At 69.9% G+C, this 13290-nt stretch carries 9 protein-coding genes; 6 read left to right on the top strand and 3 right to left on the bottom strand.

From position 1 onward, the window contains the following. Positions 1-3: 3 nt before the first annotated feature. Entirely contained in the window at positions 4-2157 is a 2154-nt protein-coding gene (gene glgX / locus ACFU6I_RS20175; RefSeq protein WP_384368377.1) for a glycogen debranching protein GlgX, read from the bottom strand. Between the two features lie 541 nt (positions 2158-2698). On the opposite strand from glgX, the gene ACFU6I_RS20170 reads away from it, so the two are divergent. After that, a complete protein-coding gene (locus ACFU6I_RS20170) occupies positions 2699-3931 on the top strand; it encodes an SAV2148 family HEPN domain-containing protein (protein ID WP_384368374.1) in 1233 nt (410 codons plus the stop codon). A 105-nt stretch (positions 3932-4036) separates the two neighbouring features. Continuing rightward, entirely contained in the window at positions 4037-4765 is a 729-nt protein-coding gene (locus tag ACFU6I_RS20165) for a 3'-5' exonuclease (RefSeq protein ID WP_384368371.1), read from the top strand. A 300-nt stretch (positions 4766-5065) separates the two neighbouring features. Here the strand turns inward: ACFU6I_RS20165 and ACFU6I_RS20160 are convergent, their stop codons facing one another. Beyond that, on the bottom strand, positions 5066-5932 hold the full coding sequence (locus ACFU6I_RS20160) for a phosphotransferase enzyme family protein (protein ID WP_384368368.1): 867 nt from the start codon (positions 5930-5932) through the stop codon (positions 5066-5068). Between the two features lie 126 nt (positions 5933-6058). On the opposite strand from ACFU6I_RS20160, the gene ACFU6I_RS20155 reads away from it, so the two are divergent. The 4 genes from ACFU6I_RS20155 to mgt are packed head-to-tail and all read left to right on the top strand — an operon-like array spanning position 6059 to position 10406. After that, complete coding sequence (locus ACFU6I_RS20155; RefSeq protein ID WP_384368365.1) at positions 6059-7018, top strand: carbohydrate ABC transporter permease; 960 nt, start codon at positions 6059-6061, stop codon at positions 7016-7018. Further along, on the top strand, positions 7015-7854 hold the full coding sequence (locus tag ACFU6I_RS20150) for a carbohydrate ABC transporter permease (protein ID WP_384368362.1): 840 nt from the start codon (positions 7015-7017) through the stop codon (positions 7852-7854). The genes ACFU6I_RS20155 and ACFU6I_RS20150 overlap by 4 nt, the downstream gene beginning before the upstream one ends. After that, on the top strand, positions 7854-9161 hold the full coding sequence (locus tag ACFU6I_RS20145) for an ABC transporter substrate-binding protein (protein WP_384368359.1): 1308 nt from the start codon (positions 7854-7856) through the stop codon (positions 9159-9161). The genes ACFU6I_RS20150 and ACFU6I_RS20145 overlap by 1 nt, the downstream gene beginning before the upstream one ends. Positions 9162-9215: 54 nt before the next feature. Then, entirely contained in the window at positions 9216-10406 is a 1191-nt protein-coding gene (gene mgt, locus ACFU6I_RS20140; RefSeq protein WP_384368356.1) for a macrolide-inactivating glycosyltransferase, read from the top strand. 7 nt (positions 10407-10413) lie between these two features. Here the strand turns inward: mgt and ACFU6I_RS20135 are convergent, their stop codons facing one another. Next, on the bottom strand, positions 10414-12801 hold the full coding sequence (locus ACFU6I_RS20135; protein WP_384368353.1) for an MMPL family transporter: 2388 nt from the start codon (positions 12799-12801) through the stop codon (positions 10414-10416). Positions 12802-13290 lie beyond the last annotated feature (489 nt).

The raw sequence follows: 13290 nt of genomic DNA, 5'->3' as shown, positions 1-13290 counted from the left end.
CGACTACGCCGGTCGCTGCAGCACCGCCATGCTCCGCCCCACCAGCTTCACCCGGTCGCCCGCGGACACCTTCGGACCCGCTCCCGGTTGCACCCCCTCCGGGCGGGCCGTGTCGACCACCACCGACCACTGCCGGCCATGGTTCACCGGAACGGCGAATTCCAGCGTGTCGGCGCTCGCATTGAACATCAGCAGGAACGAGTCGTCGGAGATCCGCTCGCCCCGCGGGCCCGGCTCCGAGATGGCGTGCCCGTTCAGGAAGACCGTCAGTGCCTTGGCGTGCGCCGCCTGCCAGTCCCGCTGTGTCATCTCACCGCCCTCGGGAGTGAACCAGGCGATGTCCGTCAGCTCGTCGTGCGTGCCCTCCACCGGCCGCCCGTGGAAGAACCGGCGGCGCCGGAAGACCGGGTGGTCGCGGCGGAGCCAGACCATCGCCCGGGTGAATTCCAGCAGGCTGCTGCGGGACTCCCGGCCCTCCCCCTCGTCGTCCTCCGTACCGGCCTTGCGAGGCTCCGGCCAGTGCACCCACGACAGCTCGCTGTCCTGGCAGTACGCGTTGTTGTTGCCCCGCTGCGTCCGCGCGAACTCGTCGCCGTGACTCAGCATCGGCACCCCCTGGGACAGCATCAGAGTGGCGACGAAGTTCCGCATCTGCCGCTCGCGCAGCTCCAGCACCTCCGGCTGGTCCGTCTCGCCCTCCGCGCCGCAGTTCCACGACCGGTTGTGGCTCTCGCCGTCCTGGTTGTCCTCGCCGTTCGCGTCGTTGTGCTTCTCGTTGTACGAGACCAGGTCGTGCAGTGTGAAGCCGTCGTGGCAGGTGGCGAAGTTGATCGAGGCGAGCGGACGCCGGCCGTCGTCCTGGTACAGGTCCGAGGATCCCGTCAGGCGCCCCGCGAACTCGGCGAGGGTCCGCGGTTCGCCCCGCCACAGGTCCCGGACCGTGTCCCGGTACTTGCCGTTCCATTCGGTCCACAGGGGCGGGAAGTTCCCCACCTGATAGCCGCCCTCGCCCACGTCCCACGGCTCGGCGATCAGTTTCACCTGGCTGACCACCGGGTCCTGCTGCACCAGGTCGAAGAAGGACGACAGCCGGTCCACCTCGTGGAACTGCCGGGCCAGGGTGGCGGCGAGATCGAAGCGGAAGCCGTCCACATGCATCTCGGTCACCCAGTACCGCAGCGAGTCCATGATCAGCTGCAGCACGTGCGGGGACCTCATCAGCAGCGAGTTCCCGGTCCCCGTGGTGTCCATGTAGTACTGCTGATCATCTGCGAGGCGGTAGTACGAGGCGTTGTCGAGCCCCCGGAACGAGAGTGTCGGCCCCAGGTGGTTGCCCTCCGCGGTGTGGTTGTAGACCACGTCGAGGATGACCTCGACGCCCGCCTGGTGCAGGGCCCGTACGGCCTGCTTGAACTCGCTCACCTGCTCTCCGCGGTCGCCGCGGGAGGCGTACGCGTTGTGCGGGGCGAAGAAACCGATGGTGTTGTAGCCCCAGTAGTTGGCGAGTCCCGCGTCCACCAGCCGGTGGTCCTGGACGAACTGGTGCACCGGCATCAGCTCGATCGCCGTGACCCCGAGCTCCGTCAGATGCGCGATGACCTCCGGATGCGCCAGCGCCGCGTAGGTACCGCGCAGTTCCTCCGGCAGCCCCGGATGGAGCATCGTCAGCCCCTTCACATGGGCCTCGTAGATCACCGTGCGGTGGTAGTCCGTACGGGGGCGCCGGTCGTCGCCCCAGTCGAAGTACGGGTTGACCACCACCGAGCTCATGGTGTGCGGCGCCGAGTCCAGATCGTTGCGCGCGTCGGGCCGGCCGAACGGATAGCCGTACACCGCCTCGCCCCACCGGATCTGCCCGGAGACCGCCCGCGCGTACGGGTCGAGGAGCAGTTTCGCCGAGTTGCAGCGGGCTCCGCGCTGCGGCTCGTACGGTCCGTGCACCCGGAATCCGTACCGCTGACCGGGCATCACCCCGGGCAGATAGGCATGGCGGACGAAGGCATCGGTCTCCCTCAGCTCCACCGCCGTCTCGGAACCGTCGTCGTGCAGCAGGCACAACTCGATTCGGTTGGCGGCCTCGGAGAAGACCGCGAAGTTGGTGCCGACGCCGTCGTACGTGGCGCCGAGGGGATACGCCTGTCCCGGCCAGACCTGCATAGATATGACTCTTCCACTTCTGCTCCGGGTGCTGGGAGCACTTGGGACCGACCCGGTCAGATCTTCCCCGAAAGAGTGCCCCGCACCCAGCGCCGTGACCGGCCATGTCGGCCCCTGAGCAGCGTCGTCCGGTGCATGCGACCGCAAGGCGGCCGGACGTCCTTGTGGCGGAGCCACCAGGGCTTTTGGCCGACGCCGCGAGCGGGCGTGCCGGGCGGTGCGACGGGGCAGGGCTCGCCGGGAGGGGCACCGGCACGTCGCACGGTCCGGTCGGCCACGTCCGCCGGACCGGTCAACATCGGGCCTCTCCGTGTCGCCCGGAACCGGATCCGAGAACCTGTCCGGGGCACACGTCCGGAATGCGGCCCCGACGGGGTGCCCAATCGCTATGAATCAGCTCACTACGGCAGATCTTGCCGCAGGGAACGCGCCTGACAGCTCGGGGAGTTGAGAAAGGAGCCTGTCCATCCTGCTGCACCGGCTCCCGCTCCCGGAGTACCCTTCCTTGATCGTTGGTGGGGGAGCGGAAGGCGGTGCGCGGTTGAGCTCGGGAGGGTTCGAGCTGCCCCCGGGTGACCCAGGTCACGAGGGGGAATCCGTCGACGCCCCGCCCGGGGCGGTATCGCTTGCGCAGCCCATGGAGATCGGCGCCGAGCTGGGCTGGGGCGCGGACGCCTGGAGCGAGGTCCGGACCCGGGCCCAGCGGGCCGGACGCGCCTATATTTGGCTGAATCTCGTGGAACAGCGGTTGCGGTCCGTGGTCGCCGCGGTGCTGCGGCCGATCTACGAGCCGGTGCACGGCGAGGACTGGGTGGTGGCCGCCGCGGGGCCCGCCGGACAGGAATGGGTGCAGCGCGCCGTCGCCGTGCGCGAGGTCTCCCGCCGCAAGGGCTATCTGCTCGACCCGGCCGACGACAACGTTCTCAGCTTCCTCACGCTCCCGCAGCTGCGGGAGCTGATGATCCAGCACTGGCCCTGCTTCGAGCCCTACTTCGACGACCGGCGCGATGTCGAGCTGGCACTCGACGAACTGGAGGTGGCCCGCAATGTCGTCTCCCGCAACCGTGCGCTGAACGAGGCGGTCCTCGCCCAGGCCGAGCGCGCCTCGGCGCGTCTCCTGGAGATCCTGGGCAGCGGCGCCGCGGTGCCGTCCGCGGACCGGCTGCCGGTCGACGCCGTCGAGGAACTGGTCGGCGACCGGTACGCGGATGTGGTCTCCGTCCATTCCGACCGGGTCCGGCTGCAGCGCCAGCTGCCCGCCGAGGACCTGTTCGGCGGTGCGCGCCGCCTCGACGCGATCGGCATAGGCCTCAATCTGCTGGTGCAGAACTTCTCCGGCCGCCGGCTGGTCCGGCTCGCCGAATCGGGCTGCCGGATCCGGCTGCTGTTCATCAACCCGGCGAGCAGCGCGGTCAAGCGGCGCGAACGGGAACTCGGGCTCAAGAAGGGCGAGCTGAGCCGGTCGGTGGAGATGAACATCCTCCACATGCGCCGGGTCCGTTCCAAACTCCGTGATCCGGGCGCGTTCGAGATCCACGTCTTCGACGAGACGCCGCGCTTCACGGCCTATCTGGTGGACGGCGACGGGGCGGACGCGGTGGGCGTCGTCCAGCCCTATCTGCGGCGCGCACGCGGCATGGAGGCGCCTGTGCTGGTGCTGCGAGGCGGGGGCCGGGCGGTGGTCCGGGCGGGGCAGGACAACGAGCACGGGCTCTTCGAGACGTACCGCGAGGAGTTCGAGTCCGTGTGGACGGACTCCCGGCCCGTCTCCTGAGCCCCTCGCCCCGCCCGCCGTACGCGTCACCTGTGGTACGCGTTGTCAGTGGTGCATGGCAGGGTGGTCATCACCTGGGGGAGAGCACCACGAAGGAGGTACGGGATGAGCTGGCACCGGGAGGCGCTGGTCGGCTTCGACCTGGAGACGACGGGCACGGAGCCGCTGGAGGCCCGGATCGTGACGGCCGCGGTCGTCGGCGTCGGAGGCAGGGACGGGGAGCCGGTGCGGCAGCGCACCTGGCTGGCGGATCCGGGGATCCGGATTCCCGCACAGGCCTCGGCGATCCATGGCATCAGCAGCGAGCGGGCAGCGGCGGAGGGCCGGCCGGTGCGCGAGGTGGCGGACGAGATCGCCGAGACGCTCACGGACTACTGGCGCCAGGGAGTGCCGGTCGTCGCGTACAACGCCGCCTTCGATCTGACGCTGCTGACGGCGGAGTTGCGCCGGCACGGGCTGCCGTCCCTGAGCGAGCGTCTCGGCGGTGCCGCGATCGGTCCGGTCGTCGACCCGTACACGATCGACCGGGCGGTCGACCGCTACCGCAAGGGCAAGCGGACGCTGGAGGCGGTCTGCGTCGAATACGGGGTGGTGCACGGCGGTGCGCATGACGCGGGCGCGGACGCGCTGGCGGCGGTACGGGTGGCGTACGCGATAGCCGCACGCCACGGCTCGGTCGCCGCGCTGACGGCGGGCGAACTCCACGAGCGTCAGATCACGTGGTACGCGGACTGGGCAGCCGAGTTCCAGTCCTTCCTGCGCCGCAAGGGCACCGCGGACGCGGTGATCGACCCCCACTGGCCCGTACGCGAACCGGCCCAGGTCACCACCTGAGCGCATGCCTCGGGGCCAGGGCGAGCGCGCCCGCACCGATCGAGTCCGACCGCACACCCGAGCCCGTCCGGCGTCCGGGGCCGGACCGGTCACCGGGTGACCGGGACCGATGCGAGCCGGTCACCCACCCCGCCCCTCCAAGGGCCACGGCGGGGTCCGCTGCCGGCTCGATGCGGGTCAACTCCGCGTCCTGCAGGCTGTGCTGTCCGGTACGAGGGCGATCCTCCGCCTTGCGATCGCACGCACCGGACGCCGCCGGGCCCACCCTTCGGGCGGACGGCGGGACTTCCGACACACGCCCTAGAACGGATACCAACGCACCTCGGGGGCCTCGTCGCGCAAGGACGCGACCCTGCGTCGGAACTCCGCCAGCGCCGCCGGATTCCCCGGCGCATGCTGCGCGACCCACGCGCAACTCGCCGTTTCCCGGGCCCCCCGCAACACCGCACACCCGTCCCACTCGCGGACGTCCCACCCGTAGGCGTCCGTGAACCCGTCGTACGCCTCCGCCGCCAGCCCGTACCGGTCCCGGGACAGTGCCAGCACCACCAGATCGTGCTCGCGCAGGTCCGTGGAGAACGTCTCCAGGTCCACCAGCACCGGCCCGTCCGGACCGACATGGACATTGCGCGGCAGCGCGTCCCCGTGGATCGGCCCCGGCACCAGATGCGGTACCAGTGCCGCAGCCGCAGCCGCGAATCCGTCCCGCCGTTCCCGCAGATACTGTGCGTCGGCCGGATCGATGGCGTCGCCCGCGAGCCGGAGCCACCGCTCCACCCCGCCGAGCAGCTCACGCCGCGGCAGCGTGAAGCCCTCCGGGGCGGGCAGTGCGTGCACCAGGGTGAGCAGTTGCGCCAGATCCCGCGGCTGAGCAGCACGTACCGCGTCGGGGAGCCGGTGCCAGACCGTCACCGGGTGCCCCTCGACCAGCCGCGCCTTCGGCTCGGCCGCCCGCACCGCGGGAACCGACGATCCGGCCAGCCACTCCGCGACGGCCACCTCGCGCTCGGCCCGGGCCAGCAGTTCCGGGTTCTGCACGGCGTTCCGGCCGACCTTGACCACCAGGCCCTTGACGGCGAACACCGCGTTCTCACCCAGCGCGAGCAGCTCCGCGCCGTCGGACAGTCCGGCAGCGGTCAGCACCTCGCGCGCACGCATTTCGTTCATGGATCCAATTTTCGCATCTGTGCAGGCGACCTTGACGAACCGACGACCCGTCAGCACCATGGCGGGGGCCACCTGAGCGGCCAGATCCGGGTGAAACCGATCCAATGACGCAAGGGGGTCGAATTCATGACGTTAGCGAATGCAACGGTACAGTCCGGGCGGCATGGCCCGCCCGGGAGCCCGGAGTCCAGGCGCGGTGGAGCAGCCCCGCGGATCAACCGGCACCCGGGTACGTGGTTCCTTGTGCTGCCCGCCCTGATCCCGATCCTTGTCCTGAGCGTAGGCCCGCTGCTCTACGGCATCGCGCTGGCGTTCACCGACGCCCAGTCCGGCCGTACCCGTTCCACCCAGTGGGTCGGCGGGCTCAACTTCCAGGACCTGCTCCACGACGCCCTCTTCTGGGACTCGTTCCGGATCGGCCTCGTCTGGGCGGTCGGCGTCACCGTCCCGCAGTTCGTCCTGGCCCTCGGCCTCGCCCTGCTGCTCAACCAGAACCTGCGGATGCGCTGGCTGGCGCGGGCCCTCGCGATCATCCCGTGGGCCATGCCCGAAGTGGTCGTCGGCATCATGTGGCGGCTGGTCTACAACCCGGACGCGGGCGTCCTCAACGAGACCATCCGCGATCTCGGGCTCGGTGACGGCCGGGACTGGCTGACCGGACTCGCCACCGCGCTGCCCGCCGTGATCGTCGTCGGCATCTGGGCGGGCATGCCGCAGACCACCGTCGCCCTTCTGGCCGGGCTCCAGAACACCCCGCACGAACTCCACGAGGCGGCCGCCCTGGACGGCGCGGGTGCCTGGCGCCGGTTCCGTACCGTCACCTGGCCGGCCCTCAGGCCGGTCGCGCTCTCGATCACCGCGCTCAGTTTCATCTGGAACTTCAACTCCTTCGCCCTGGTCTACGTCCTGACCAACGGCGGTCCCGGTGGCAGGACCCGGCTGCCGATGCTCTTCGCGTACGAGGAAGCCTTCCGTTACGGCCAGTTCGGCTACGCCGCGGCGATGGGCTGTGTGATGGTCGCGGTGATCTCCGTGGTTCTCGCCGTCCACCTCGCGGGGCGGCTCAGGGGAGGGGATGGCCAGTGAGTCTCCGGACCGGCAGATCCGCCCGCGCGGGACAGTACGTCGCGCTCCTGGGCTACCTCGTCTTCCTGGCGTTCCCGTTTCTCTGGCTGATCTCCACCGCCTTCAAGCCGGCGCGCGAACTGGGTTCCCTGCACCCCACCTGGATCCCGGAGCATCCGACCCTGGACAACTTCCGGCAGGCCTTCGACGAGCAGCCCCTGCTGCAGGCGGCCGCCAACTCGCTGGTCGCCGCGGTCTCCGCCGCTCTGATCGCCGTCGTCGTCGCCACGCCCATGGCCTATGTGATGGCCCGGCGGCGCACCGGGCTCACGGCGGCCGCCACCGGCTGGGTCGTCGTCAGCCAGGCGTTCCCCTTCGTCCTGCTGATCATTCCGCTCTTCCTGATTCTCAAGAATCTGCATCTGATCAACACCCTCTGGGGGCTGATCGCGGTGTACGTCGTCTGGGCGCTGCCGTTCGCGCTGTGGATGCTGGTCGGGTACGTCCGCGCCGTGCCGCCCGAACTCGAGGAGGCCGCCTCGGTCGACGGCGCCGGAAGACTGCGGACACTCGTCTCGGTCACCGTCCCGCTGCTGGCCCCCGGCATCGTCGCCACCGCACTCTTCGCGTTCATCACCGCATGGAACGAGTTCTTCTTCGCGCTCGTCCTGCTCAAGACACCGGAGAAGCAGACCTTGCCGGTCGTACTCACCCACTTCCTCGGCGCGGAGGGCGCGGCCGAGCTCGGGCCGCTCGCCGCCGCCGCATTTCTCGCCACCCTGCCCTCCTTGGTCCTCTTCGCGATCATCCAGCGCCGGATCACCGGGGGCATGCTCGCCGGGGCGGTGAAGAGCTGATGCGGGCACTCGTGCGTACCGCAGCCGCCGCGGCCACCACACTCGCTCTGCTCCTCACCGGCTGCAGCGGCTCCGGCGGCGGAACGGACAACAGCGGGAAGATCAAGCTTCGCTTCCAGTCGCTGGCCTGGCAGAAGGAGTCCGTCGACGCCAACAAGCAGCTGGTCGAGGAGTGGAACCGGGCCCACCCCGACATCCAGGTCGAGTACGTCCAGGGCAGCTGGGACAGCGTGCACGACCAGCTGCTCACCTCCTTCGAGGGCGACGAGGCGCCGGATGTCATCCATGACGCCTCCGACGACCTCGCCGACTTCGCGTACGGTGGCTATCTCGCCGATCTGCGCACACTGCTTCCCAGCCGGCTGGCCGCCGACATCCCGCAGCAGAGCTGGCAGACCGCAACGTTCGGCGACGGTGTCTACGGGGTGCCGTTCCTCCAGGAACCCCGGGTCCTGATCGCCAACACCAAGATCCTCAAGGCCTCCGGGGTCCGGATCCCGAGCCCCGAGAAGCCCTGGAGCTGGGAGGAATTCCGGCAGGTCACCAAGGAGCTGACAGGCAAGGGGGAAGGGAAGGCGGCGTACGGAGTCGCCTGGCCGCTCCGGGAACCGGTCTCCGTCACCCTCAACCTCGGAGTCTCCAGCGGCGGCCGGCTCTTCCATCGCGGCGCCGACGGCAAGGTGACCATCCGTCTCGACGAGGGCGACGAGGTCATGCCCGGCACCATCCGCGACCAGGTCAACACCGACCACAGCGCCGCCCGCACCACGCTCGGCATGGGAGGCTCCGACACCCTTCCGGGGCTGTTCGGCGGCAGGTACGCGATGGTTCCGCTGGGCTTCTCGTACCGTCAGCAGGTGGTCGAGCAGGCCCCGAAGGGCTTCGAGTGGACCGTGCTGCCCGCACCTGCGGGCAGCGACGGGCTCGCCCAGGGCGTGAGTCCGCAGACCCTTTCCGTCGCCGAGGCGAGCCCGCACAAGAAGGCGGCCGTGGAGTTCATCGACTTCCTGCTGCGCCCGGAGAACATGGTGCGCCTGGCGAAGGGGGACTGGATGCTCCCGACCGGCACTGCGGCGCTCGCGGACCCGGCTCTGCACACGGCCGAGAACGGCTGGGCGACCGGCGCCGCACTCGCGAAGGGGCTACGTCCGGCGCCCGCCCAGTCGGTGCGCGGCTACCCCGAGTGGAAGGACAAGGTCGCCACGCCGGCACTCCAGGAGTACTACAGCGGGGCGATCGGACGGGACGAACTGAGGAAACGCCTGGTCGACGACGGGAACCGGGTCCTGGCGCGGTATCAGCGCTGACAGGAAAAGAAATCCTGGCTGCACGAGACGTATCGTCTCGTCTATGGTGTGGGCATGACGGATATCCGGCGTGCCCACATCGCCATGTTCTCCATCGCCGCCCACGGACACGTGAACCCGAGCCTCGAAGTCATCCGGGAACTCGTCGGCCGTGGGCACCGCGTCAGTTATGCCATCCCGCCGTCCTTCGCCGAGAAGGTCGCCGCCACCGGAGCCGAACCGGTGCTCTACACCTCGGTCCTGCCCACCTCACCGGAGGACTGGGGCACCGAGCCGATCGACCACCTGGAGCCGTTCCTCGACGACGCCGTCCAGGCGCTGCCCCAACTCGTCAAGGCCTTCGACGGGGACGAGCCGGACCTCGTCCTGCACGACATCACCTCCTACCCGGCCCGCGTCCTCGCCCACCGCTGGGGCGTGCCCGCGGTCTCCCTCTCGCCCAACCTGGTCGCCTGGGACGGATACGAGGAGGAGGTCGGCGAGCCGATGACCGCCGAACTGATGCGCAGTGAACGCGGGCGGGCGTACCGCAAGCGGTTCGCGGACTGGCTTGCGGAGAACGGCATCGACCAGCATCCCGACCCGTTCGTCGGCCGACCGCGCCGTTCGGTCGTCCTGATCCCCGAGGTGCTCCAGCCGAACGCGGACAGGGTGGACCGCGAGGTCCACACCTTCGTCGGTGCCTGCCTGGGCGACCGCACCGACCAGGGGGAGTGGCAGCGGCCCGCGGATGCCGAGAAGGTGCTGCTGGTGTCGCTCGGCTCGGCCTTCACCCAGCAGCCCAGCTTCTACCGCGACTGCATCGAGGCGTTCGGTGACCTGCCCGGCTGGCATGTCGTGCTCCAGATCGGTGCGTTCGTCGACATCGCCGAACTCGGGGACGTACCCGCGAATGTGGAGGTGCGCTCCTGGGTGCCGCAGCTCTCCGTGCTCAAGCAGGCGGACGCCTTCATCACCCACGCGGGTGCGGGCGGCAGTCAGGAGGGGCTCGCCACCGGCACCCCGATGGTCGCCGTCCCGCAGGCGGTCGATCAGTTCGGCAACGCCGACATGCTGCAGGCGCTGGGCGTCGCCCGTCATCTGCCGAGGGACGAGGTGACGCCGGAGGCGCTGCGCACCGCTGTGCTCGCTCTGGCCGGGGACCCTGCGGTGGCGGCGAAGGCGGCGGCGGTACGGGAACGGATGGCGGGGGAGGGCGGCACGCGGCGGGCAGCCGACCTCATCGAAGCCGAACTGCCCGCCTGAGCAGGGATTACCGGGACTGCCCCGTGAGCGTGCTGTCCTGGGTCTCCCCCGCGGCTCCAACGGCACGGGAGGGAATCGCACCGGAGGTCCGGTCGTCGCGCACCCCGTCCGCGACGGCCGACTCGTCGTGTGTCAGGTCCGGCAGCCACCTCAGCCACCGAGGCAGGTACCAGTTGCGTTCGTCGAGCAGCGCCATGACGGCCGGCAGCAACACCCCGCGAATGATCGTCGCGTCGATCAGCACCGCAGCGGCCAGGCCCACGCCCATCTGCTTCATGGACTGCATCGACAGCGTGCCGAAGATCGCGAACACCGCGACCATGATGACCGCCGCGCTGGTCACCACGCCTGCCGTTGTCACCACGCCATGGGCGATCGCGTCCCTGGTCGAGCGGCCCTGCAGCCGGGCTTCGCGGATCCGGGACACCACGAACACGTGGTAGTCCATCGAGAGCCCGAAGAGGATCACGAAAAGGAAGAGCGGCAGCCAGGAGATGATGGCCCCCACCCCTTCCGCACCGACCAGAGAGGCGCCCCAGCCGTGCTGAAAGACGGCGGTCAGGATGCCGTACGCGGCGCCCACCGACAGCAGGTTGAGCACGATGGACGTCACCGCGATCGTCAGTGAACGGAAGCAGAGCAGCATCAGAAGGAAGGCGAAGACGACGACGAAGGCGAATACCGGCACCACCGCGCCGACGATCTGGTCGTTGAAGTCCTTCGACCCCGCGACCTGACCGGTGATCGGCGCCTCGACGCCGTCGACCTTGCCGAGCGTGTCCGGGCGCACCTGGTCACGGAGCAGATCCAGGCTCTTGACGGCCCTGCTCTGATCGGATCCACCGACCAGTGGTACATCGATGACCGCGATGTTCTCCGCGTCGTGTGTCACCATGTCGACCGGGCCCTTGGAGGCGCCCGACGCGACGGCCTGCTCGCGGAAGTCGGCGAGCGCCTGACGTACCGGAGCGGCGTTGATGTCGTCGGCCTTCACCACGACCCGGGCCGGGTCGGCGCCGCCGGGGAATGCCGCGTTGAGCCGCTCGTATGTCCGCACGATCGGGAGCGAGCTGCCGAACTCCTGGTCCAGGGTGAGGTTCTGGGTGTGCATGCCGACGGCGGGCAGCGCAATCGCGGTGAGTGCGCCCGCCGCGATCACCAGCGCCGTCCAGGGGCGGCGCAGCACCGAGTCGAGTACCGCACGCCACACCCGGCTCTCGCCGCTCGCGTCGCCCGGTCGCACGGCCGACGGGTGCGGGTGGTTGTCGTGAGCGGTCGACTTCCGCTGGGTGCCGGAGGACCGCTTGAGGCGGTTGAGGAACGGCACCCGCCCCTTCTCGACCCGCTCGCCGAGCAGCGAGAGCAGGGCGGGAAGGACCGTCACCGAGCCGACCATCGCGACCGCAACGACCATGAGCGAGGCGAGTCCCATCGCCTCGAACTCGGCGAGACCGGTGAAGAGCATGCCCGCCATCGCGACACAGACCGTCACACCGGAGACGATGATCGCGCGCCCGCTGGTTGCCGCAGCGATCATCAGGGCGGTCCGGGCGTCGCGCCCCTTGGCCCGTTCCTCGCGCTCGCGCCGCAGATAGAAGAGGCAGTAGTCGACACCGACGGCCAGACCGACCAGCAGCATCACCGAGTTCGCCGTCTCGCTCATCGGCTGGAGATGGCTGACCACGCCCATCAGCCCCATCGTCGCGATGATCGCCGTGATGGCCAGAGCCACCGGCAGCAGTGCGGCGACGAGGGCCCCGAACGCGATCAGCAGAATGCCCAGGGCGACCGGTACGGCGGAGAGTTCGGCCCGCTGGAAGTCGTCGCCGAAGGCGTCTTCGAAGGTCTTGCCCATGCTGGCGCTGCCGATCTCCTCGATCACGAGACCGTCGTGCTCGCCCTGGACCTTGTCGACGGCCTTCAGCACCGGTTCGACGCGCGCGCTCGCCGTTTCGGGATCCCCCCGCATCTCGAACTGTACGAGCGCGCTGCGACCGTCGGCCGAGATGGTCTTCGTCACGTACGGGGAGGTCACGGCGGTCACTTCACCGGTGGACTGGACCGCCTGCATCACGGCGTCGACGGCCGAGCGGAACTCCGGTGAAGTGGCTTTCACCGAGGGGCTGTCGGCCTGGATGAGCACCGTCTCGCCCGCCGGATCCTTCAGCCCGGCGTCCTCGGTGATCTGCACGGCCCGGCCCACCTCGCCGGACAGCTGATCGCTCTCCTTCACGTCGACGCGGCCGGTCGCCGAGCCGAGTCCCATCGCGAGAACGACGAACAGCACCCATACGGTCACCGCCGCCCATCGGTGCCGTGCGCTCCAGCCGCCGGCCCGGGCGGCGATGCCGCGTACGCGTGGCGCCCCCGCGCGCGCCGAATCCACTGTTCTCATGACGGACCTGCCCCCTCGTGACCGACGTCGGCTCCCTGCCACCGTCGCTGCTCCGAAGTTATGGGCGGAATCGAGTCGTCTCCTCATGCTCTCCGGTGAACCTGCGGGGACCGTTCTCCACCTTGCGGGCCAGTGGATCCCTGAGAGGGGCGGTCCAAGGCCCTTACACGTAAAAGGCTGTCGGGCGTGCCCCCGTGCTTCGGCCTCACGCTCAGGGCTTCACCGGGTTGTTCGGCATCCTGCCCGGTACGTCGGCAATCTCGGTGAGCGGGCATGGCTCGGTCGGCCTCGGTGGCCCCGGCCCGCGTCCTCGCCCACCGCTGAGCGGGTCCGCGGTCACCCTCTCGACCGACCCGGCCGCCTGGCGCGAGGAGGAGGTCGGCGAGCCGGTGGACGCCTCGCTGATGCGGAGTGAGCGCGGGCGGCCGGTCCGCTCCTGCCCGCAACGCAGGGGAGCAGGGGAGCAGGGGAGCAGGGGAGCAGGGACAC

It is taken from the genome of Streptomyces sp. NPDC057486, assembly GCF_042802415.1.
Taxonomy (GTDB): Bacteria; Actinomycetota; Actinomycetes; order Streptomycetales; family Streptomycetaceae; genus Streptomyces; species Streptomyces yanii.
The sequence above is the reverse complement of the archived record's forward strand: the minus strand, read 5'-3'. Positions and strand labels throughout refer to the sequence as shown.